Here is a 22834-nt window from a genome sequence, read left to right on the forward strand (position 1 = left end):
GACAATCGCCGCTCTTGAACCTTGAAGGAAACCTGAACATGGAATGCACAGTAAGTTGGACCGGCGCTTCGGGAACGCGCTCCGGCATGGGCTTTTTGGCCGAAACCGGTAGCGGCCATACCCTGGTGATGGACGGCGCACCCGATGCCGTCAAACCCGAGAACGGTGGCCAGAACCTGGCGCCACGCCCGATGGAAACCCTGCTGGCCGGTGCCGGCGGCTGCACCGCTTATGACGTGGTGCTGATCCTCAAACGCGGCCGCCACGACGTGCGCGGTTGCAGCGTCAAGCTCGACGCCGAACGCGCCGATACCGACCCCAAGGTGTTCACCAAAATCAACATGCACTTCACCGTGACCGGCAAGGGTGTGCCCTCAGCCGCCGTCGAGCGTGCCATTGCCATGAGCCACGACAAATACTGCTCGGCCAGCGTCATGCTGGGCAAGACCGCAGTCATCAGCACCAGCTTCGAGGTGCTGGAGGCCTGAAAATCAGCCAGTGAGGCCCAGCCTTTGTGGGTGGCACGCCCTCGGGCCGGGGGCTGTTCTGGGGACATTCGCGGCGAGGGCGCCGCTCCCACAGGGCAGTGTTCCCACAGGGCGCCATTCACACAAAACTGGCGAGGTAATGATGGTATTTTTTACCGGATCAAATACGGTGTGCCACGGTGGTCATGACTTTGGCGGCGGCGGCCATCAGGCTCTTGACCGGTGGCGGCAGGTCAATGGCGCCAAGCTCTTTGGCGTCCAGCGCGTGGCGCGCTTCGTCGTCTTTCATCTGTGCCACGATGGCGCGTGAGGCATGGTCACCACTGGGCAAACGGTCCAGGTGACTTTCCAGGTGGGCTTCCACCTGGTTTTCTGTTTCCACTACAAAACCCAGACTCACCTTGTCACCCAGCCTGCCCGCCAGCAAGCCAATGCCAAAGGCCCCGGCGTACCACAGCGGATTGAGCAGCGAGGGACGGTCGCCCAGCTCTTTCAGGCGCTGTTCGGTCCAGGCCAGATGGTTGGTTTCCTCGGCACTGGCTTTTTGAAAATGGGCGCGCAGCGCTTCATTTTTAGTGGCATAGGCTTGCGCGGTGTACAGCGCCTGGGCACAGACCTCGCCCACATGGTTAACACGCATCAGCGCCCCCGCCTCTTTTTTGTCGAACTCCGAGAGCTCGGTGGCATCACCCGGTACGGTCGGGCAGGCCTGGGTGCCACGGTGCTGGGCAAACACCGTGCGCAAGGCATCGTCCACGGTGCTCAAAAATTGGTCCATCATATTGATTCCAGTTTTGTTGGTTGGCGGCCTGGCTTGACGCAGGCAATTCGCAGCTTGTATTGTAAATTTGTGCGCTATATTGCTGGTCATGAAGGCAAATTCACCCTTGTCAGCACCCTTGGCGGCTGAACTGCAGTCCTTGTTGCAGCGTCATGGCAGGGATGCGTATGCCCTGGTTCAAATCCTGCGCGAATTTCAAGCCCTGGCAGGCTGGTTGCCGCGACCGGCCTTGCATCACATGGCCGAGGCATTGAATCTGAGCTTGGCCCAGGTGCAGGGGGTCGCGGATTTCTACCGGTTTTTTCACACCGAACCGGTGGGCAGTTACCGCGTGCTGTTCAGCGACAACATCACCGACCGCATGCTCGGCAGCGAGGCCCTGTTGCGGCAATTGTGCGGCTTGCTGAAAGTGGCACCCGGCCAGCTGCGCGCCGATGGCCGCGTCAGTGTGGCCACCAGCTCTTGCACCGGCCTGTGCGACCAGGGACCGGCGGCGCTCATCAACCACCATCAGGTCGTCACCCGGCTGACCCCTGAGCGCATGGCGCAGATGGCCGAGTTGATTGAACAGCAAGTACCACCCGCGCAATGGCCGCCGGAATGGTCGCAGGTTGACGACCAGATTCGCCTGGCGGATGTCAAACTGGGCGCGCAACCGCCACCCGGTGCAGCGCTGTCCGCCGCCCTGGCACGCGAACCCCAGGCCATGCTCGACGACCTGAAGCGTTCCAAATTGCGCGGACGCGGCGGCGCCGGTTACGCCACCGGCACCAAATGGCAGCTGTGCCGCAATGCCGTGGGGCAAGCGCATTACGTGGTCTGCAATGCCGACGAAGGCGAGCCCGGCACCTTCAAGGACCGGGTGCTGCTCACCAGCTATGCCGACACCCTGTTCGAGGGCATGACCATCGCGGCCTGGGTGGTCGGTGCCAGCCAAGGGCTGGTGTATCTGCGCGGCGAGTACCGCTACCTGCTGGAACACCTGCAAGCTGTGTTGCAAGGCCGGCGCGAACAGGGGCTGCTGGGCAGCAGCATCCAGGGCAAGGCCGGCTTTGACTTTGACATTGCCATCCATGTTGGTGCCGGGGCTTATGTCTGCGGCGAAGAGTCGGCGCTGATCGAGTCGCTCGAAGGCAAGCGCGGCGTGCCGCGCATCCGCCCGCCGTTTCCGGTGGAACACGGCTACCGGGGTCAGCCCACCACGGTCAACAACGTCGAAACCTTTTGCGCCGTGACCCATATCGCCGTGCATGGCGGCGCCTGGTGGGCGCGCATTGGCACGGCGCAATCGACCGGCACCAAGATCCACTCGGTCTCCGGCGACTGCGAGCGCCCCGGCATTTACGAGTACCCCTTTGGCACCCGCATCGGCCGTATCCTGGAAGACTGCGGTGCCCGCAACACCCAGGCAGTGCAGGTCGGCGGTCCCTCGGGCATGTGCCTGTCAGTGCTGGAATTTGACCGTCGCATCGGCTTTGAGGATGTGCCCACAGCGGGCGCCTTCATGGTGTTTGACCGCCGCCGCGACATGTTCGAGGTGGCGCGCAACTTTGCCCATTTTTTCGCCCATGAGAGCTGCGGTTTTTGCACACCGTGCCGCGTCGGCACCGAACTCGTGTTGCGCCAGATGGACAAACTCAAGCGCGGCTATGGCTCCAGTGCCGACATCCAGGTGCTATTCGAACTTGACAAATTGATGCACGGTGCCACCCACTGCGGTCTGGGCGCCGCCGCCTGCAACCCCTTGCACGACACCATTGCCAAATTTCGTCCGGCCTATGAGCAGCATTTGAAGTCGCTGCACTTTGTCGCCGGTTTTGACATGGACGCCGAACTCTCGCAGGCGCGCCGTGCCACCGGACGCAACGACAGCGGCGCGCATCTGGAGAATTTTGAATGAGCACAGAGCACCGCATCGATGCCCTGAGCCCGGGCACGTTTTCGTTGGATGGCCAGGAGGTCGAATTCGGCCCTGGCGACTCCCTGTTGCAGGCCGCCCGACGCGCCGGACACTACATCCCGCACCTGTGCTGGCACCCGGACTTTGCCGCGCATGGCTCATGCCGGCTGTGCACGGTCAAAGTCAACGGCCGCAGCGGCGCCGCCTGCACCATTCAAGCCGCCAGCGGGCAGGAGGTCGAAAGCGACACACCCGAACTCAACGCCCAGCGCAAGACCCTGCTGCAGATGCTGTTTGTCGAGGGCAACCACTTTTGCCCTTCATGCGAGAAAAGCGGCAATTGCCTGCTGCAGGCCACCGCTTACCAGATGGGCATGGACGGCCCGCATTTTGAAGAGTTTTACCCCAAGCGCCGGGTCGATGCCAGCCACCCCGACCTGCTGCTGGACCTGAACCGCTGCATCTTGTGCGGCCTGTGCGTGCGCGCCAGTGCGCAAGAAGGCAAGCATGTGTTTGCCATGGGCGGGCGCGGCGTGGCCAGCCATTTGCTGGTCAACAGCCACAGTGGCCAACTGGGCGACAGCACCATCAGCGCGACCGACCGTGCCGCCAACATCTGCCCGTTGGGGGCCATCCTGCCCAAACGACGCGGCTTTGTCGTCCCGATTGGCCAAAGGCGATTTGACAAGCACCCGGTAGCGCAGGAGGACGAAAAATGAACTCCGCTGCGCCTGACGACCGGCCACTGCACGCGCCGCGCAAAGTCAAGGTCGCCACGGTGTCGCTGGCGGGCTGTTTTGGCTGCCATATGTCGATCCTCGACATCGACGAGCGCCTGCTGGAACTGCTGGAACACGTCGAATTTGACCGCTCGCCACTGACCGACATCAAGGCCATAGGCCGCTGCGACATCGGCCTGATCGAGGGCGGACTGTGCAACGCCGAGAACGTACAGGTGCTGCGCGAATTCCGAGCGCACTGCAAGACACTGGTGGCCGTAGGAGCCTGCGCCATCAACGGCGGCCTGCCGGCCCAGCGCAACCAGCGCGACGTGGGCCAGATGATGTGCGAGGTGTATTGCAGCCACAATGGCACGGTGGCTGGCAGCCAGGTACCCAACGACCCCGAGTTGCCGCTGCCACTGAACCATGTGCACCCGATCCACGAGGTGGTGCATGTGGACTATTTCCTGCCCGGCTGTCCACCCAGCGCCGACGCCATCTGGTCGTTTCTGACCGACCTGCTGGCCGGACGCACGCCGCAGCTGGGGCATGGGTTGATTCACTATGACTAACAGACTTCCATCGGCCCGAGGGCGGACTGGTTGCTGTGGGAGCGGCGCCCTCGCCGCGATGGCCTTCGCCTCAAGGGACACGCCATGACTTTTGCACTTGAAACCGCCGCGCACCCCGAGCAACTGCGCCGGGTGGCGATTGACCCGGTGTCGCGCGTCGAGGGACACGGCAAGGTGACGTTGCTGCTCGATGCCGACAACCACATCGCGCAGGTGCGCCTGCACATTGTCGAGTTCCGGGGCTTCGAGAAATTCATCGAGGGCCGGCCTTACTGGGAAGTGCCGGTGATGGTGCAGCGCCTGTGCGGCATCTGCCCGGTGTCGCACCATCTGGCAGCGGCCAAGGCCTTTGATCGCGTGGTCGGCGCCACGCCGGTGAGCGCCAGCGCCAACGCCGTGCGGCGTTTGATGCACTACGGGCAAATCCTGCAATCCCATGCGTTGCATTTTTTCCACCTGTCGTCGCCCGACCTGCTGTTTGGTTTTGATTCGGAAGTGGCCCGACGCAACATCGTGGGCGTGGCGCAAGCCCACCCCGAGATCGCCAAAAAAGGCATATTGCTGCGCAAGTTCGGCCAGGAAATCATCCGCATCACTTCGGGCAAGCGCGTCCACGGCACGGGCGCAGTGCCGGGCGGCATCAACAAACTCGTGACGCTGGACGAGCGCAACAGCCTACAGCGCGAACTGCCCCAAATGCTGCAATGGGCGCAGGATGCAGTGGACATTGCCAAACAATTGCATGCGCAGAACCCGGCGCTATACAAGCACTTTGGCAGCTTCCGTTCCAAGCTGATGTCGCTGGTGCGCACTGACGGGGCCATGGATTTGTACGACGGTATGCTGCGCGTGCGTGACGAAAATGGCCACATCCTGTTTGACCAGATCGACGACCAGCGTTACCTGGAACTCATCGAGGAAGAAGTGCGCCCCTGGAGCTACATGAAGTTCCCCTACTTGCGCAGCCTGGGCGCGCAACAGGGCTGGTACCGCGTGGGGCCGCTGGCCCGGGTGCAAAACTGCGACTTCATTCCCAGCGAGCGTGCTGAAATCGAGCGCCAGGTCTTCCTTGCCTGGGGCCAGGGCGAGCCGGTGCATGCCACGCTGGCCTACCACTGGGCGCGCATGGTCGAGATGTTGCACGCGGTCGAGGTCATTGCCGAGCTGCTGGTGGACCCGGCGCTGCTGTCGGGCGACCTGCTCAGCAGCAGCGTGCGCCAGCGCCATGGGGTCGGCATGATCGAGGCGCCGCGCGGCACCTTGATCCACGACTACGAGGTGGGCGACGATGACCTGGTGACACGCTGCAACCTGATCGTGTCCACCACCCACAACAACCAGGCCATGAACGAAGCGGTGCGCGCGGTGGCGCGGGACTACCTGGAAGGTCGGGAACTCACCGAAGGCCTGCTCAACCACATCGAAGTCGCCATTCGCGCCTACGACCCCTGCCTGTCCTGCGCCACTCACGCGCTGGGCCGGATGCCGCTGGAAGTGACGCTGCTGGCGGCCGATGGCACGCAGCTGGACCGGATTCAAAGATCATGACCCTCCCAGTGGGAACCTTGTCTTTGTGGGAGGCCTTGCGTTTGTGGGAGGCCCGCCCTCGGGTCGAAGGCTGTCCTGGGGCATTCGCGGCGAGGGCGCCGCTCCCATAGGATACCGCTCCCACAGGGCGCGGCTCCCACAGAACTGATTAGGCTTGCAATGACAGGTGCCACATGACGCCCCCGCTGCTGGTGCTGGCCTGGGGCAATCCAAGCCGGGGCGATGATGCACTGGGGCCGCTGTGCCTGGCAGCGCTGCGCGAGCAACTGCCAGACGGCTTGCAAGACCAGGTTGAGTTTCTGGAAGATTACCAGTTGCAAATTGAGCACGCGCTCGATCTGGTCGGCCGTGCACGCGTGCTCTTCATTGACGCCAGCCTGAACTGCCCTGCACCATTTGAACGCAGCGCATTACGTGCAAGCCAAGATGCCAGCCTGACCACCCACGCCCTGTCGCCGCAGGCCTTGCTGCAGGTCTACCAGGATGTACAGGGGACAGCACCACCGCCCTGCACTTTGCTGGCGATTCGTGGCGAACAGTTTGAACTGGGTGCACCGCCCAGCCCGGCGGCGCTGGCGCACCTGAAAAGCGCCCTGGCCTGGGCTAGTCAGTGGTTGCTGAACGCCCACTGAATCCCTGCAACATCATCCCAGCGCGTCGTTCACCTGCTCATTGAATTCCGCCAGACTCTGCGCTGTCTGGACTTCGCGCGGCAAGGCGTCGCGCACTGAAAACACCCCCAGGATTTTGTTGGCTTCCGTGACGATGGGCAAATGCCTGAAGCCACGCTCGATCATGATCAGCACCGCATCGGCCACCTTGGTTTCGGGCACCACACAGAGCGGGCCGCGCGTCATGATGTCAGCTACCGTGGTGGTGGCGGGATCGAGTGACTTGGCCACCAGGCGGGTCATCAGGTCGCGCTCGGTCACGATCCCCAGCAGCGTGTTGCTGGCATCAATGACCAGCACACTGCCGCAATTGGCCCGCGTCATGACACAGGCCGCAGAATAAACCGTGGCAGTGGGCACCACGCTGACCACATGGCGCTGAGCCATGGATTGAAAAACAGTGCGTTCGGACATGGCAGACTCCTCGGGTGCTGATGGGTTGATGGGTTCAACGCAGGGCCGCGTTGATTTTTTCCAACGCTTTGGCGCCCGGATTGAGTTGCGCGGCGTTCAGGGTATTGAGCGGCACGGCGCAGGTGTTCATCGCCGTGTGCAGGTCCGTGGCCAGCGGGTCCAGGTACAGCAGACCGGTGACCACCTCGCCGCGCGCCTGATGCTGCTGCATGTAGCCCATGGCGGCATAGCGGTCGGTGGGGTCGTAATCGGCATTCAGTTTGCGCAAGCGCAACACCGAACCGTCGTGCTGTTCCACTTCGACAAGCTCGCCGGGGGCGTAGTCGGCGGTGATCTCGTGCCCTGGGGTGATGAAGTCGATGCGGCTCACGGCTTCGTTGTGCTGGCGCACATAGTCGTAGCTCTTGGTGCTGCCACCGTGGTTGTTGAAGGTCACGCAGGGGCTGATGACATCAATGAAGGCTGCGCCGCCATGCGCCATGGCCCCCTTGATGAGCGGCACCAGCTGGGCCTTGTCGCCCGAGAAACTGCGCGCCACAAAGGTGGCCCCCAATTGCAGCGCAATGCCCACCAGATCAACCGGGCTGTCGCTGTTGACGACGCCTTTCTTGCTCTTGGAGCCACGGTCTGCGGTGGCCGAGAACTGGCCTTTGGTCAGGCCGTAAACACCGTTGTTTTCCACGATGTAGGCCATGCGCACGCCGCGCCGCATGGCGTTGGCAAACTGGCCCAGGCCAATCGAGGCCGAGTCACCGTCGCCTGAAATGCCGAGGTACAACAGCTCCCGATTGGCCATGTTGGCACCGGTCAACACGCTGGGCATGCGCCCATGGACGGTGTTGAAGCCGTGCGAGGCACCCAGAAAGTAGTCCGGCGTTTTGGAACTGCAACCAATGCCCGAGAGCTTGGCCACGCGGTGCGGCTCAATGTCCAGGTCCCAGCAGGCCTGGACGATGGCGGCCGAAATGGAGTCATGACCACAGCCCGCACACAGGGTTGAAATGCGGCCTTCGTAGTCGCGCCGGGTGTAGCCCACCTTGTTGGTGTGCAAGGTGGGGTGATGCAGCCTGGGTTTGGCAATAAAAGTCATACCAGCTCCTTTTGCACATGATCGTGAATGTTTTTGATGATGAAGCGCGCGGTGATGGGCGTGCCGTCGTAATGCAGCACGGGCACCAGTTTGGCCGGGTTGACCTCCAGCTCATTGATGAGCATGGTGCGCATCTGGCCGTCACGGTTCTGTTCTGCGACAAACACCTTGTCGTGCGCGGCGATGAATTCCCGCACGGAATCTGGAAATGGAAACGCACACAGACGCATGGCATCGACATGATCGCCGTTGGTCTCCAGCACATCCAGCGCCTCACGCATGGCGGGGGTGGTGGAGCCGTAGTAAATGATGCCCAGTTTGGTGGGCTCGGCGGCCTTGCGGAACACCGGCTGGGGCACCAGGGTCTCGGCCGTTTTGAATTTATGCAAGAGCCGCTCCATGTTGTAGATGTAGTCGGCCCCAGCCTCGGAATACATGGCCTGCGGATTGCGCGAAGTGCCACGGGTGAAAAAAGCACCCTTGCTCGGGTGGGTGCCGGGCAAGGTGCGCCACGGAATGCCGTCACCGTCGACATCCTTGTAGCGACCAAAAGGCTTGCCGGCTTCGAGTTCTTCGGCGGTCATGATCTTGCCGCGGTCGTATTCCTTGGCGTCGTCCCAGACAAAGGGCTTGCACAGGCGCTGGTTCATGCCGATGTCGAGGTCGGTCATGACAAAAATGGGCGTCTGCAGGCGCTCGGCCAGGTCCAGCGCGGCGGCCGAATGGGTAAAGCACTCGTGCGGATCCTGCGGAAACAGCAGCACGTGCTTGGTGTCACCATGCGAGGCGTAGGCGCAGGCCAGCAGGTCCGCCTGCTGGGTGCGTGTGGGCATGCCGGTGCTTGGGCCGCCGCGCTGCACGTTGATGATGGTCACCGGAATCTCGGCAAAATAGGCCAGGCCGATGAACTCGGTCATCAGCGACACACCGGGGCCCGACGTGGCCGTGAAAGCCCGCGCGCCGTTCCAGCCCGCGCCCACCACCATGCCGATGGAGGCCAGTTCGTCTTCGGCCTGCACGATGGCAAAGCGGTGCTGCCCGGTGGCCGGGTCAATGCGGAATTTCTCGCAGTATTTCTGGAACGCCTCGGGGATCGAGGTGGACGGGGTAATGGGATACCAGGCAGCCACGGTGGCGCCGCCATACACCAGGCCCAGGCCGGCGGCACTGTTGCCGTCGGTGAAAATCTGGTCACCCACGTTGTCGGCGCGCCGCACCCGAATGCCCAGCGGCGCCTGCATGTGCGTTTTGACGTAATCGCGCCCCATGTGCAGCGCCTTGATGTTGGATTCCAGCAGGCGCTCCTTGCCCTTGAACTGCTCGGCAAAGAGCTTCTCGAACACCTCGGCGTCCACATCCAGCAGCACCGACAGGGCGCCCACGTAAATGATGTTCTTGAACAACTGGCGCTGGCGCGGGTCGGTGTAGGCGTTGTTGGCAATTTCGGTCAGCGGCACACCCATGGTGTGCACGTCGTCACGAAACTTGTTGGGCGGCATGGGGCGCGTGCTGTCATAAAACAGGTAGCCGCCGGACTCGATCTCGGCAATGTCGGCGTCCCAGGTTTGCGGGTTCATGGCGACCATCATGTCGACGCCGCCACGCCGGCCGTGGTAACCCTTCTCACACACGCGGGCTTCGTACCAGGTGGGCATGCCCTGGATGTTGCTGGGAAAAATATTGCGCGGGCTCACGGGCACGCCCATGCGCATCACCGCCTTGGCAAACAGCTCATTGGCCGAGGCCGAACCCGAGCCGTTGACATTGGCAAACTTGATGACGAAATCGTTGATGGCTTCTATGCGCTTCATGCGGCCTCCGGTTGGGCAATGTGGGCTGCAGGGGTGGGTTTGGCATCTCTGCACTTGGGACCCGCCTGCGTGGTATTGAGCAGAAACTTCTGCATGTCCCAGGCCCCGGTGGGACAACGCTCGGCACACAAACCGCAGTGCAGGCAAACGTCTTCGTCCTTCACCATGACACGACCGGTCTTGAGTTCGGCGGACACATACAAATCCTGCCCGGTATGGGTGGCTGGTGCCTTGAGGCGGGTGCGTAGGTCAGCTTCGTCGCCATTGGCGGTGAAAGTGATGCAGTCCATCGGACAAATGTCAACGCAGGCATCGCACTCAATGCAGGTGTTGCGGTTGAACACGGTCTGCACGTCGCAGTTCAGGCAGCGGCTGGCCTCCTTGAACGCGGTAGCGGCATCAAAACCTAACTCGACTTCGATCTTGATGCTGGCCAGTGCGGTTTCGGCTGCGGCCCATGGCACTCTGAAGCGCACATCGTTCGACACATCGTTGCGGTAGCTCCACTCGTGGATGCCCATTTTTTGCGACATCAAATTGACCGTGGGTGATGGCCGACGCGCCACGTCCTCACCATTGAGCAGCCGGTCGATCGACACCGCCGCCTCGTGCCCGTGGGCCACGGCGGTGATGATGTTCTTGGGTCCGTAAGCCGAATCACCGCCAAAAAACACATTCGGCAGGGTGGACTGGAAAGTACCTTCGGTCAGCACCGGCAGGCCCCATTTGTCAAACTCGATGCCGCAGTCGCGCTCGATCCAGGTGAAGGCGTTTTCCTGACCGACGGCAATCAGCACCTCGTCACAAGGCACCAGCACATCGGGCTCGCCGGTTGGAACCAGGCTGCGTTTGCCCTTGGCGTCGTACTCGGCTCGAACGATCTCAAACGTCATGCCGGTCAGCTTGCCATTGTCATGTTCAAACGATTTGGGTACGTGGTAATTCAGAATCGGGATGCCTTCGTGCTGCGCATCTTCTTTTTCCCAAGGGGAGGCTTTCATTTCCTCAAAGCCGCTGCGCACAATCACCTTCACATCCTTGCCGCCCATGCGCCGCGCACTACGGCAGCAGTCCATGGCGGTGTTGCCACCGCCCAGGACAATCACACGCTCGGCGGTTTTGCTGATGTGGCCGAACGACACCGACATCAGCCAGTCGATGCCGATATGAATGTGCGCTGCCGCCTCCTTGCGCCCTGGCACCACCAGATCGCGTCCGCGCGGTGCGCCGCTGCCCACAAAAATGGCGTCATAACCCTGGCCCAGCAGCGTTTTCAACGAATCGATGCGTTGCCCGGGCCTGAAGTCCACGCCCAGGTCCAGGATGTAACCGGTTTCCTCGTCCAGTACCGACTCGGGCAAACGGAACTTCGGAATCTGGGTGCGCACAAAGCCACCGGCCTTGCTTTCGCCCTCAAACACGGTCACGGCATAACCCAGCGGCACCAGGTCACGCGCCACCGTCAGGGAGGCCGGACCGGCGCCCACGCAGGCCACCCGCTTGCCGTTGGCTGGCGCCACCGTGGGCATGCGCGACTTGACGTCGTCCTTGAAGTCGGCCGCCACCCGTTTCAGGCGGCAAATGGCCACCGGCTCGGGCTTTTTGCTGTTGTTTTCTTCGACCCGGCCACGCCGGCAGGCCGGCTCGCAGGGGCGGTCGCAGGTGCGACCCAAAACACCCGGAAACACGTTGCTCACCCAATTGATCATGTAGGCGTCGCTGTAGCGACCCTGCCCGATCAGGCGGATGTACTCGGGTACGGGAGTGTGGGCCGGACAGGCCCACTGGCAATCAACGACCTTGTGGAAATAGGTCGGATTCGAAAGGTTGGTAGCTTGCAAAGTCGTCTCCTTGCCCTGCAAACGCTTACGAAATGGTGCTGCAGGTGAGGGGGCATCCTACGCCCATCCATCGCTTTAACGCACGCCACGCCCTCCGAATTTGCCAGTTTGCTGATCTAGATCAAATATATTTCCAAGTCAAAAATCGACTGAAAACTTGATTTGGCTCAAAGATGGGGACCGATCGCCCGCCAAAATGGATTCACCAAGCCCTGGAGAAACCATGAATCCCCTACAGCACATTGAACAATTCAAGGCCCTCGATGCCTGCCACCAACAAATTCATCAGCACTTGGCCGAACTGGCAGATCTGCTGGAGCGCCTGGATACCGAGAGCGACAGCCCGCATTGCCGTCAAAAGGCAAAAACCATCGAGGCTTTTTTTTCAAAGGTCGCACGCCCGCACCACGCCGAGGAAGAAAAAGATATCTTTCCGATGCTGCTGGCCAGCGACAACGCCGAACTGGTACAGGCGGTGCGCACCTTGCAGCAAGACCATGGCTGGATCGAACAAAACTGGCTCGAACTCGCCCCCATGCTGCGCGCCATTGCCCAGGGTGAAGACTGGGCCGACCTGGCCGAACTCAAACACAACGCCGAAGTATTTGTGAGCCTGTGCCACGACCATATCGTGCTCGAGGAGTCGTTGATCTATCCCGAGGCCAAAGCGCACCTGATCGAAACATTTGCCAGTCGGGCAGCAAGGCTGGCGCAAAAAGCAACGTAATCACACAGCCACACGCCCAGCCCTGGAACCTGTCTCCCCAGAATGGGCATACTGATTGCATCACCAGGATTGATGCGCATATACTTTTCGCATCAATCCTGGTGATTTCAAATGTTGAACTTTGAAAAGTCCCCCAAAAAAGCGACCAATTTGTCTTTGAATACTGGCCTTTTGGAGGCCGCGCGCCAATTAGGGCTGAACCTGTCCCAAACTGTCAACACGCTGCTGGCTGATGAAGTCAAGCGCCGCTATTGGGCCAAATGGAACGAAGACAACAAGGATGCCATTTCAGCCTACAACGACAGAATTGCCAAACACGGCCTGACGCTCGCCAAATACCGAAGTTGGGGCCAGTCGCCGGGTGATTGCTATTCGGGGGCAATCGCGGCGAGGGCGCCGCTCCCACAGTGTCTGCCGCTCCTACAAAACTGACGCAATGACGCTGTTTTTTTACGCGAATAGCAGACCCAAAAAAAGCCCCTTGCGGGGCTATTTTTTTTGGTCTGCGCCGGAGATCAGAAGCGATGGCGGATGCCCAGGGCCAGGCCGGTGGAATCTGTACCAGCCGAAGCCGTCACGCCACCCAGGTAACCATTGCCGCCTGGTGCCACTTGGGCATTTGCGCTGTTGTCAAAACGAACCAGCACGGCATTCAGATCCGTGCGCTTGGACAGCGCATAGGTGTAGGCCGCACCATAGGATTTGAGATCCGCATTGGCGGGGCGCTTGTCGTCATACTTGTTGTAGGCGACCGAAATGGTGTGGGGCCCGGTCACGTTGCGATAGCCAATGTGGAACAGGGTGCCGTCTTGTTTAAAGGCGTCAATAAACTTCGACTCCACCAGATTTCCGAAAGCGACTACCGGCGCAGGAGAACCGGTAGGAGCAATCAAATTTGAAATTGTAGAGAAACCATTGGGGTTGTCATCCTTGATTGTGGTCACCAAGCCACTGAGCTTGCTGCTGCCCATATTCATTGAAGCACCCAGCACAGTGGAAGTCAGCGACTTGTCGCCCAGTTCGTTATTTTTTGTGTTGTAGCCCAAGCCAACCGAGAAGGCATTGGTCGTATAACCCACATTGATACCAAGCAATCTGCCTGCCCCGGAATCACCCGCCACTTCGCCAGGGGCGTACATCAGTGAGCCCGAAATACCATCCTTGACGATACGGTAAGACAAGGCATTGGAAGTCCGGATTTCAAATACGGCCGGGAACTGCACAATTTGACCAGCCGACAAGGCCGACTGCGTGGCCATGATGTCGTAGGTGCCAAAGGTTTCATAAGCAGGTGTGTATTGACGGCCCGCCAGAACAGCCCCCACAGGCGTGATCAAGCCAACAAAGGCTTGCCGATCGAAGGCGCGGTTGCCAGTGGCACCCACATTCACGCCATACTCATTGGCCAAAGCGAGATCGACTTTGCTAACGGTTCCCTGTACGGTACCGAGTGGCAAACCCAAGGCTGCATCGGACGGTAACCCCAGCAAAGTCGCTTGCGAAAACCGATCCGACAACTGCGTGCCAGTAATCGGCCGATTGCTATTGGCACCCGTATCCAGTTCAACGCGCGCTTCCAGCGTAAAGATCGCCTTGTAGCCACCGCCCAAATCTTCATTGCCTTTGATACCCCAACGCGAGCCTTCCATGATCCCGCTGGCGACTTGCGTGACCGTGCCGTTTCGCAGGCCGCTGACCGAGGTGATGCCGACATCAGCCAGTCCATACAAGGTCACACCGGGAGCGGGCACCTGCGCCTGCGCCAAACCGGCGCAGCACAGCGCACTGGCCAGCGCCACATGACGAAGACCCAACACAGAAGCCTTGGAAGAAGATTGTTTGTTCATGATGTTTAAAAAGAAGTGAAGGAACGCCCGGCAAATAAAAGAACGACCGTTCCTATTTTCCAGGGGTCCATTCACCACGACAAGGCACTCAAATCAAACAACGCACCCAATTAGTGGTTTTTCCCACAGGGGTTTTCCCTTATTTGGTGCGGATGACAAAGCCCTGCCGAATGCTTGCCCACCATGACAGACGCCAGCGACCGACATACCCGCCTGGATCACGGCATCATGACCCTCTTGCCCGAGGTGCTGGCAGCTATCTGTCGTGTAGAGGCAACAAAAAAAGTCCAAAAAGGCATGCAACTTGCTTGCACCCAAACTGAATGACACTTTTTGTGTGTCTTCATGGTGAAATAAATCCCGTGGCGTCCTACTCCCCGCTTCAACACAAGCAGGGAAAGGTATTTCCATTTTTAACCAAGGAAATTTTTATGAAAAAGAGTCTGATTGCTTTGGCAGTTCTCGCTGCTTCCGGTGCATCTTTTGCACAATCCGTCACACTGTACGGCCTCGCTGACGTCTGGTTTGGTAGCGTCAAAACTGAAGATGGTGTTGCCGGCACCAGCGATCGACAAACCAAAATCGACAGCGGTGGTGTCAATACTTCACGCTGGGGCGTGAAGGGTTCTGAAGACCTGGGTGGTGGTTTGAAGGCCAACTTCAAGCTCGAACAAGGGTTCAAGATGGATACTGGTGCCGCTGGTGCTTCAACCGGTCAAGGTACTGGCGCCCAAGCATTTGATCGCCAATCCTGGGTAGGTGTTTCTGGTGGCTTTGGTGAAGTGCAACTCGGCAAAGCCTGGTCTGCTTATGACGATGTGAGCGGTGCTTCTAACGCTGTATTTGATTCCGCCCTGGCCCCGATGAACAACGTCTTCGCAAGCGTTGGTTACACAGATCGCCCCATTAACGGTCTGAAGTACATCACCCCAACTTTCGGTGGTTTTGCTGGTTCGGTCAGCTACGCTTTGGGTGAAAATAAGACGGCAACGCAGAGCGCTACGTCCATCAGTGCATTTAGCGTAACCTACGATGCCGGTCCTGTGGCTGTGCAGTTGGGCTACCAAGTGGAAGATGTTGGCACTGCAAATGACACCAAATTCACACGTCTGGGCGCGTCTTACAACTTCGGCGTTGCAACCGCCAAGGCCACTTACGGCAAGGTTGACAATGTGGGTGGCGCAAGCGGTTCTGATGCCACTGACTACCAACTCGGCGTTGATGTCCCTGTGTCTGCTGCGCTGACCGTATCTGCCAGCTATGCCCAGTCTGATGACAGCAATGTCGGCTTCGAACAGAAGCGCAAGGGTTTCGGCATCGGCGCTACTTACGCCTTGTCCAAGCGCACCTTCCTGTACGGTGGTTTCGAGTCTGACACCGCCACCAACAACGCTGCTGCTGATGACAAGCACAGCCTGTTCGCCGTGGGTGTGCAACACCGCTTCTAAGCTGATGCTGACGCAAGTCAGCTGAAGTTAAACCCTAAAACCCCCGCCAGGGTAACCCGGCGGGGGTTTTTCATGGGGACTCGCCAAACAACCAAGTCCCCTCTCTGGTCTTGATTCACCTGTTGCAAACCCGCAACGAAAGCACCTGGTTTACACAGGTTTACAGGGTCTTTCAGGGCCAAAACGGCTGACGTCTGTTTCAATACAAACAACTTCCTGAAACAGGAGGTTGGCTCTGGGTTCTGAGATAAGTTGGTTTCAGAGCCTTATGTTTAACCTTGGAGAAATCTGAAATGAAAAAATCCCTGATTGCTTTGGCCGTTCTGGCTGCTTCCGGCGCCGCTATGGCCCAATCTTCCGTGACCCTGTATGGCCGTCTGGACGCCAGCATTGGCCGTACCACGACCGAATCAACCGGCGCTGCTAAAGTTAGCCAAACTGTCGTCGACGCCAGCAACCTGAACACCACCTTCTGGGGCCTGAAAGGCACTGAAGACCTGGGCGGCGGCTTGACTGCCAACTTCAAACTGGAAAGCAACTTCAACATTGACAGCGGTGCCATCGGTAGTGGCAGCACGCTGTTCGAGCGTACAGCTACTGTTGGCTTTGCCGGCGGTTTCGGTGCTGTGAACCTGGGTCGTCAGTACACCGCGTATGACTCCCTGCGCGGCGCAACCAACAATGTCTGGGACTCCAACCTGGCCACGACTGGCGCAGTGTGGAAAGCCGTCGGCGTGACCGACTACACCAACCGTATCGGCAGCTCGGTTCGTTATGACTCTCCAGTTTACAGCGGCTTCAGCGGTGCCGTGGCTTATGGTTTTGGCGAGAACGACAACGTCGCGACCAACGTTGGTGACGCAACCGACAATGTCAGCGTGCACGTCAAATACGCTGCCGGCCCGCTGCTGGTGGGTTACGCACACCAGGAAGAAAAACTGGCCCAAGCTGCACTGACAACTGCTCAAGTCACCAACAAATATGACTTGTTCGGTGCTTCTTATGACTTCGGCGTTGCCAAGTTGACCGGTAGCTACAACCAGGCCAAAAATGGTACCAACAAGGACAAAGAGTACCAACTCGGCGTGAGCGCTCCGTTTGGTGCCTTCACTGTGGCCGCCGGTTACAGCAACGCCAAGACCGAGCGCGCTGGCGCTGCTGATCTGGAAGGCACAGGTTACACCCTGGTCGGTACTTATGACCTGTCCAAGCGCACGACCCTGTACGTTGGCTACAAAGCAACCGATGTTGACACATCGGCCACCACCACGACTGAAGCTTCGACTTTCGCCGCTGGCGTTCGCCACACGTTCTAATCTGACGCTGACGCAAGTCAGCTGACGGTTAAAACCTCAAAAACCCCGCCTGGGCAACCCGGCGGGGTTTTTTATTGGGTGATTCAGACTGCCTGCCTTTATGGCATATGCGGAGGCAGCTAGCTTCGATGAAAAACAGGCCGAAAGTTTGACCGAAGCGATGTGCTCAGCCATGGATGACTCTGAACTGGCCACCCACCGCGGGTTGAAGCCATCAAAGGCGACATGGCCGTCCTGAAGTGGATGATGGGTGCTTTGGTAGCCATTGCCAACTTTGCAAAGCAGTATTTCTAGTGTTTCTAAAAAGAACCCATTCCGAGTTTCCAGTTTCGGGGCTGTACCGTACACGGTACCTTAACCCCACCCGTCATCGCGAAACCACAGAACGTGGCTTTGTAGGAGGCCCGCCCTCGGGCCGAAGGCTGCCCAGGGGGCATTCGCGGCGAGGGCGCCGCTCCCACAGGGTCTGGCGCTCCTGGAAAACTGGCGAGGCTCTATGACGTTGTTCTTTCATTCGTCAAGTTGTCGTCACCGGGTGCTCAATAAACCGGCCAATATCGGGCCAGCGGCGGTGCAGCCAAAGCCACGCCAACAGGCCCACCGACAGCATGGCCAGCGAGGCGGCGGCCAGCGCCAGGGTGGAATGCATCACCAGCGGTGCAACCACGCCCGCCACCACGCCATTGGCGCTGGCGCCAATGAAGGCCTGCAAGCTCGACGCCATGCCGCGCCGGTCAGGGTGCAGGTCCAGCACCAACAGCGTGATGACCGGCACCATCATGGCCCAGCCAAAGGCAAACAGGGCAATCGGCAACATGGCCCAGGACGCATGCGCGCTGAACAGCGCATTCGCCAGCAGGTTGAGCAGCGCCATGCCGAGCATGATCAAAAACCCGTACTTGATTTGCTGCTTGGGCGCCCGACGCCCTGCCAGGCGGCCACTGACCCACGCCCCGCCCATGATGCCGCTGATGGTGAGCACAAAGAACCAGAAGAACTGGGTGGGCGGCAAGGCCAGGTGCTCACCCAGAAATACAGGCGCTGACAGCACGTACAGAAACATGCCGTTGAACGGCACGCCGCTGGCAAACGCCAGCAGCACAAAACGCGGGTCCAGCCCCAGTTGCCAGTAGCCCTGTAGCAGGTTGCTGATTTTGAGCGGCTGGCGCTGGCTGAGGTGCAGGGTTTCGGGCAGCAGTTTGTAGTTGGCGGTCCACAGGGCCACGCCCACCACCGCCAAAAACCAGAACACACTGTGCCAGCCCAGATGCGCAAACAGCACGCCGCCAATCATGGGGGCAATGGCGGGAGCCACACCAAAGTAAATGGTGATCTGGCTCATGACCCGCTGCGCCTGTGCCGGGGGAAACATGTCGCGCACCACAGCGCGCGACACCACAATGCCGGCCCCGGTGGTGAGGCCCTGAACCGCCCGAAAAAACACCAGTTGGCCAATGTTTTGCGACAGCGCACAACCGACCGAGGCCAGCGTGAAAGCGGCCAGCCCCCACAGCACCACCGGCCGGCGCCCGACGCTGTCGGACAAGGCGCCATGAAACAGGCTCATGAAAGCAAAGCCAAACAGGTAGGCCGACAGTGTTTGCTGCATTTGCAGCGGCGTGGCGTCCAGCGAATGGGCAATGCCGGCAAACGCCGGGATGTAGGTGTCGATGGAAAACGGCCCGAGCATGCCGAGCGTGGCCAGCAGCACCGCCAGCGCCCAGCGCGGCGCGCGCCACAACTGCTTTGCGTCCGGATTCACCGCAGCCCTAGCGCGGCAGGCCCAGCAGGGTCACCAACACAACCAGCACGCCCAGGCCCAGGTTGATCACCACCCAGAGCCGGATTTGCGCCAGCGCCGCAGCGCCAGCCGACCAGTCAGCAGCCTGCGCCGCACGGCTCAGGCGTTTGTAAAGTGAAAAACGAATGTGGCCAAAGATCAGCATCATCACGATGCCCAGCGTGGCCATGACCGTCCACTCCAGCGGCATGCTGAAATGGCCACCGGCCTGCACCACCTGCTTGGCCACGTTGCCAATCATCCACAGGCCGCTGACCAGCGTCACGGCAATAGCTGCCAGCACGGCGCTGAAAAACCGCCCCAGCACGGCGTGCATCAGGCGCACGCGCACGGCAGGTTCAAACACCCCCAGGGATGGGCGCAGAAAGAAATGGGCAAACACCATGCCGCCAATCCAGACGATGATGGCCAACAGATGGAGGGTTTTGAGAGAAGCGTAGAGCATGTGGAGAATGTGTGTTTTGTGGTCAGGTGACAGAGTGTGCCTGAATTGACCGATTATTTACGACCACGAACTGATAAGACTTCACAACAGGCCCACAAACATTTATTGCTCGCGCTACAGCTTTTTCAGGCCCGACGTCAGTTGGCCATGCCTAGGCGATGGCGCCCTGGTGTCAGATAGGGTGATCTCTTGGGTTGGGCCGGGCTGGCCAATACCGTCAGCCAGTGCATCCAGGATAGGGCAATCGGGACGGTCATCCCCGCTGCAGCAATGAACCAGGTGCGCCAGAGTCGCTTTCATCGTCTGGAGGTCACTCACTTTTTGCTCAAGCATTTCAATGTGTGCTTGTGCCAGGGCCTTTACCTCCCGACTAGGGCGTCTTTGGTTGTGCCAAAGACCCAGGAGTTCAGCAATGACTGCAATGGAAAACCCCAAATCCCGTGCTTGCCGAATAAATCGCAAGCTGTGAACATCATTGCGCCCGTACTGCCGGTAACCCGACTGAGTTCTCAACGCAGCCGGCAGAAGACCTACCTCTTCATAATGCCGAATCATCTTGGCCGAGACTCCGGAAGCCTTTGCCGCCTGCCCGATGTTCATTGCAACCATCACAGTTCTCCTAAAGCGTGGGGGCCAACGCTGGTCCTGGCCAGTTTTCGAGAAGCAGTCACTTCAGCAACCGGACGCCAGCGTCGCAACAACAACGCATTCGCCACCACGCTGACGCTGCTCAATGCCATGGCGGCACCGGCGATGACAGGACTGAGAAATCCCAATGCCGCCAACGGAATGCCCACCACGTTGTAGGCGAATGCCCAAAACAATCCTCGCTTGATGGTACCGTAGGTCACGCGTGACACATCAATGGCGTCGGCAACCAACGAAGGGTCTCCCCGCATCAGGGTGATGCCTGCGGCCTCCATTGCCACATCGGTTCCAGTGGACATGGCGATGCCGATATCTGCCGCAGCCAAAGCGGGCGCGTCATTGATGCCGTCGCCGACCATGGCAACAATCTGTCCCTCCTTACGAAGGTCCGCAACGGCTGCCGCTTTGTCACCCGGAAGCACCTCAGCGCGCACCTGCTTGATGCCAAGCGTTTTGGCGACGGCTTGCGCACTTCCTCGGTTATCACCAGTCAGCATGACCGTCATGACCCCCATGGCATGCAATTTTTCAATGGTCTCAATGGCCGACGGTTTCACGGCATCACCAAATGCAAAGAGGCCAAGGACGTGTGGCGCACGGTCGTCCATGCGCACCAACCATGAAATGGTGTAACCCAAGCCTTCCAGGCGTTCGGCTTCTATCGCCAAAGACGCTGGGTTCGCACCCATCTCGCGCAACATTCGGCTGCTGCCAAGCGCCAGATGCTGGCCTTTAACGGTGCCCTGCAGGCCCCGGCCCGGTAATGCCTGCGGTTCATGCGCCTTCGGGACCGAAATACGCTCAGCCTTCACCCGCTCCATGACCGCATGGGCCAGTGGGTGCTCGCTGGTTTTCTGCAAGGCGGCGGCAGCGCCAAGTAGCTCCTCAATGGATACGCCTGGCGCCGCAAGGACTTCGGTCAATGACGGACGTCCCATGGTTAATGTCCCAGTCTTGTCGAAAGCAACGGCAGTGACCGCGTGCGCTGTTTCCAGCGCCGTTGCGTCCCTGATAAGAATGCCATGCCGTGCAGCTACACCTGTTCCCGCCATGATGGCAGTAGGTGTTGCCAAACCCAAGGCACATGGACAAGCTATAACGAGAACGGACACCGCATTGATGACGGCCTGCTCCCAGTCGCCTGTCACACCAACCCAGCCCAACAGCGTCAGCACGGCGATGGCAAGCACAACAGGAACAAATACGGCACTGACCCGGTCAACGATGCGCTGGATAGGTGCCTTCTGCGCTTGCGCCGACTCCACCATGCGAATAATGCGCGCGAGCGTGGTTTCCGTGCCCACTGCCGTGGTGACTACGCTCAATGGACCTTCTGCGTTGATGGCGCCACCAATCACATGGTCATCCACGCCCTTGGTAACCGGTAGGCTTTCACCGGTGATGAGTGATTCGTCTACGTGACTGCGGCCTTCGGTAATGGTCCCATCAACCGGGATTCGCTCTCCGGCACGGACCAGGACAATATCGCCGACAACAATCTGTTCGACGGGCACCTCCACCTCTGTACCTGCACGCTGCAGTCGCGCCGTTGCCGGGCGCAAGGCGTTTAACGCCCGGATCGCGTCAGCGGTTTGACGTTTTGCCCGAGTTTCCAGCCATTTGCCCAGCAGCACCAAGGTGATCACGGAAGCGGATGCCTCGAAGTACAGATGGGGCGGCATTGCGTGTCCTGTGTGGTTCCACAGCAAGTACACCGACAACCCAAATGCCGCGGAGGTACCCAGTGCGACCAGCAAGTCCATATTGCCAGCACCTGCTTGCACAGCCTTGAAGCCAGCAACGTAAAAGCGCCTTCCCAGAACAAACTGCACAAGAGATGCGAATCCCAGTTGAACCCAACCGTCAAGCAGCCATTCGACGCCGAGCAAGGAAAGTAGCATGGGTGCGATTAATGGGAGGGTTAGCGCAGCACTCAGCGCCGCAGACCACCATCCAGGTCGCTGCGCGCCAGCTTGCGGCAAGGACGCACTCTCGCTGGATTCCTTGGCTTCGTAGCCGGCCTTCTCTACAGCCGCGACCAACGACGATGCCAGCAAGTTCGTAATGCCCCTCACGGTAGCCTTCTCGGTTGCAAGGTTCACGGTGGCAGATGTGACGCCTGTTACCTTGAGCAGGGCTTTTTCAACACGCCCTACGCAGGAGGCGCAAGTCATGCCAGTTATTTGCAGTTCGATGGTGCCTGAAATTACATTGGGTTCTGCTGAAATACTCATCGCCAGTCCTTTGATTGTTTGGTATGGCGGCAATGTTCATGCTTCCAACGATTGGAAGGTCAAGCACTTAACTTCCATTGCCACAAATAGATAGGTTTATTTGATTTGGAGACTTGACCTTCCAACAGTTGGAGGTTTGAAACTACGTTCCTCAGCAACTTTTTACAGACGGAAAGTCAAATGATTACGTTTCAAATTGAAGATATGACATGCGGCCACTGCGCAAGCAAAATTACCAAGGTCATCAAGGCTACCGACACGTTGGCAACGGTGCAGATTGACCTTTCAAACCACCGCGTCCAGATTGAGCCCAAGCAAGCCAATGTGACCGAATTGAGCAAGGCGATAAAAGATGCGGGTTACGCACCGATGCCTGTATAGCAAAAGACTGAACCCATGGTTCGCACCCACAAGATGGTGAAAATGGCAAAAAGTGGAAAGCCCGGTGTCATTCCCCTCCCGCCGCAAAAATCACAAAATTTAAGCCCTGACCCTTGAAAGTCCTGCAAACGGCCTTATCATTAGCACTC

22 protein-coding genes are annotated in these 22834 nt (G+C 59.5%); 12 read left to right on the forward strand and 10 right to left on the reverse strand.

What is annotated here, in order from left to right:
- Positions 1 to 38 precede the first annotated feature (38 nt).
- Entirely contained in the window at positions 39 to 488 is a 450-nt protein-coding gene (locus tag NDJ10_RS03055) for an OsmC family protein (protein WP_296159637.1), read from the forward strand.
- A gap of 160 nt (positions 489 to 648) precedes the next feature.
- On the opposite strand, the gene coq7 is transcribed toward NDJ10_RS03055, so the two are convergent.
- Positions 649 to 1269, reverse strand: a complete 621-nt coding sequence (coq7, locus tag NDJ10_RS03060; protein WP_296159638.1) for a 2-polyprenyl-3-methyl-6-methoxy-1,4-benzoquinone monooxygenase — start codon at positions 1267 to 1269, stop codon at positions 649 to 651.
- Positions 1270 to 1375: 106 nt separating this feature from the next.
- Here coq7 and NDJ10_RS03065 point away from each other — a divergent pair, with 106 nt between their 5' ends.
- The 5 genes from NDJ10_RS03065 to NDJ10_RS03085 all read left to right on the forward strand — a co-directional run bounded on the left by NDJ10_RS03065 (position 1376) and on the right by NDJ10_RS03085 (position 6643).
- Entirely contained in the window at positions 1376 to 3169 is a 1794-nt protein-coding gene (locus NDJ10_RS03065) for an NAD(P)H-dependent oxidoreductase subunit E (RefSeq protein WP_296159639.1), read from the forward strand.
- Positions 3166 to 3888, forward strand: a complete 723-nt coding sequence (locus NDJ10_RS03070) for a 2Fe-2S iron-sulfur cluster-binding protein (protein WP_296159642.1) — start codon at positions 3166 to 3168, stop codon at positions 3886 to 3888. The genes NDJ10_RS03065 and NDJ10_RS03070 overlap by 4 nt, the downstream gene beginning before the upstream one ends.
- Positions 3885 to 4463: an NADP oxidoreductase gene (locus tag NDJ10_RS03075; protein ID WP_296159643.1), complete on the forward strand. Its 579-nt coding sequence runs from the start codon at positions 3885 to 3887 to the stop codon at positions 4461 to 4463. Before NDJ10_RS03070 ends, NDJ10_RS03075 begins: the two co-directional genes overlap by 4 nt.
- Positions 4464 to 4547: 84 nt before the next feature.
- Positions 4548 to 6011 carry a Ni/Fe hydrogenase subunit alpha gene (locus NDJ10_RS03080; RefSeq protein ID WP_296159644.1) on the forward strand — a complete coding sequence of 488 codons (1464 nt, stop codon included), beginning with the start codon at positions 4548 to 4550 and terminating at the stop codon, positions 6009 to 6011.
- A gap of 173 nt (positions 6012 to 6184) precedes the next feature.
- A complete protein-coding gene (locus NDJ10_RS03085; RefSeq protein WP_296159645.1) occupies positions 6185 to 6643 on the forward strand; it encodes a hydrogenase maturation protease in 459 nt (152 codons plus the stop codon).
- Positions 6644 to 6655: 12 nt separating this feature from the next.
- Here NDJ10_RS03085 and NDJ10_RS03090 read toward each other — a convergent pair whose 3' ends face one another.
- From NDJ10_RS03090 to NDJ10_RS03105, 4 genes are read right to left on the reverse strand one after another with little or no spacing between them, the layout of a single operon-like run.
- On the reverse strand, positions 6656 to 7096 hold the full coding sequence (locus NDJ10_RS03090) for a CBS domain-containing protein (RefSeq protein WP_296159646.1): 441 nt from the start codon (positions 7094 to 7096) through the stop codon (positions 6656 to 6658).
- Between the two features lie 34 nt (positions 7097 to 7130).
- Positions 7131 to 8186, reverse strand: a complete 1056-nt coding sequence (locus tag NDJ10_RS03095; RefSeq protein ID WP_296159647.1) for a 2-oxoacid:ferredoxin oxidoreductase subunit beta — start codon at positions 8184 to 8186, stop codon at positions 7131 to 7133.
- A complete protein-coding gene (locus NDJ10_RS03100; protein WP_296159649.1) occupies positions 8183 to 9997 on the reverse strand; it encodes a 2-oxoacid:acceptor oxidoreductase subunit alpha in 1815 nt (604 codons plus the stop codon). The genes NDJ10_RS03095 and NDJ10_RS03100 overlap by 4 nt, the downstream gene beginning before the upstream one ends.
- Positions 9994 to 11838: an FAD-dependent oxidoreductase gene (locus NDJ10_RS03105; protein WP_296159650.1), complete on the reverse strand. Its 1845-nt coding sequence runs from the start codon at positions 11836 to 11838 to the stop codon at positions 9994 to 9996. The genes NDJ10_RS03100 and NDJ10_RS03105 overlap by 4 nt, the downstream gene beginning before the upstream one ends.
- A 223-nt stretch (positions 11839 to 12061) precedes the next feature.
- Here NDJ10_RS03105 and NDJ10_RS03110 point away from each other — a divergent pair, with 223 nt between their 5' ends.
- Entirely contained in the window at positions 12062 to 12565 is a 504-nt protein-coding gene (locus NDJ10_RS03110; protein ID WP_296159651.1) for a hemerythrin domain-containing protein, read from the forward strand.
- 111 nt (positions 12566 to 12676) lie between these two features.
- On the forward strand, positions 12677 to 12997 hold the full coding sequence (locus NDJ10_RS03115; RefSeq protein ID WP_296159652.1) for a type II toxin-antitoxin system CcdA family antitoxin: 321 nt from the start codon (positions 12677 to 12679) through the stop codon (positions 12995 to 12997).
- A gap of 83 nt (positions 12998 to 13080) precedes the next feature.
- Here NDJ10_RS03115 and NDJ10_RS03120 read toward each other — a convergent pair whose 3' ends face one another.
- Entirely contained in the window at positions 13081 to 14412 is a 1332-nt protein-coding gene (locus NDJ10_RS03120) for a porin (protein ID WP_296159653.1), read from the reverse strand.
- A gap of 183 nt (positions 14413 to 14595) precedes the next feature.
- On the opposite strand from NDJ10_RS03120, the gene NDJ10_RS03125 reads away from it, so the two are divergent.
- The 3 genes from NDJ10_RS03125 to NDJ10_RS03135 all read left to right on the forward strand — a co-directional run bounded on the left by NDJ10_RS03125 (position 14596) and on the right by NDJ10_RS03135 (position 17176).
- The gene (locus tag NDJ10_RS03125; protein ID WP_296159654.1) at positions 14596 to 14739 is read left to right on the forward strand and encodes a hypothetical protein; all 144 of its coding nucleotides are present in this window, start codon (positions 14596 to 14598) and stop codon (positions 14737 to 14739) included.
- On the forward strand, positions 14736 to 15860 hold the full coding sequence (locus tag NDJ10_RS03130) for a porin (RefSeq protein ID WP_296159655.1): 1125 nt from the start codon (positions 14736 to 14738) through the stop codon (positions 15858 to 15860). The genes NDJ10_RS03125 and NDJ10_RS03130 overlap by 4 nt, the downstream gene beginning before the upstream one ends.
- A 293-nt stretch (positions 15861 to 16153) precedes the next feature.
- Positions 16154 to 17176, forward strand: coding sequence for a porin (locus tag NDJ10_RS03135; RefSeq protein WP_296159656.1), 1023 nt, complete (start codon positions 16154 to 16156; stop codon positions 17174 to 17176).
- Between the two features lie 517 nt (positions 17177 to 17693).
- Here the strand turns inward: NDJ10_RS03135 and NDJ10_RS03140 are convergent.
- The 4 genes from NDJ10_RS03140 to NDJ10_RS03155 all read right to left on the reverse strand — a co-directional run bounded on the left by NDJ10_RS03140 (position 17694) and on the right by NDJ10_RS03155 (position 22304).
- On the reverse strand, positions 17694 to 18938 hold the full coding sequence (locus NDJ10_RS03140; RefSeq protein WP_296159657.1) for a multidrug effflux MFS transporter: 1245 nt from the start codon (positions 18936 to 18938) through the stop codon (positions 17694 to 17696).
- Positions 18939 to 18945: 7 nt separating this feature from the next.
- The gene (locus tag NDJ10_RS03145; protein ID WP_296159659.1) at positions 18946 to 19422 is read right to left on the reverse strand and encodes a CopD family protein; all 477 of its coding nucleotides are present in this window, start codon (positions 19420 to 19422) and stop codon (positions 18946 to 18948) included.
- Positions 19423 to 19536: 114 nt separating this feature from the next.
- Positions 19537 to 20022, reverse strand: coding sequence for a Cu(I)-responsive transcriptional regulator (cueR, locus tag NDJ10_RS03150; protein ID WP_296159814.1), 486 nt, complete (start codon positions 20020 to 20022; stop codon positions 19537 to 19539).
- Between the two features lie 8 nt (positions 20023 to 20030).
- Positions 20031 to 22304: a heavy metal translocating P-type ATPase gene (locus NDJ10_RS03155; protein WP_296159660.1), complete on the reverse strand. Its 2274-nt coding sequence runs from the start codon at positions 22302 to 22304 to the stop codon at positions 20031 to 20033.
- Between the two features lie 180 nt (positions 22305 to 22484).
- On the opposite strand from NDJ10_RS03155, the gene NDJ10_RS03160 reads away from it, so the two are divergent.
- Positions 22485 to 22685, forward strand: a complete 201-nt coding sequence (locus NDJ10_RS03160; RefSeq protein WP_296159661.1) for a heavy-metal-associated domain-containing protein — start codon at positions 22485 to 22487, stop codon at positions 22683 to 22685.
- Positions 22686 to 22834: the final 149 nt, after the last annotated feature.

Source organism: Rhodoferax sp. (genome assembly GCF_023700745.1).
Taxonomy (GTDB): domain Bacteria; phylum Pseudomonadota; class Gammaproteobacteria; order Burkholderiales; family Burkholderiaceae_C; genus Rhodoferax.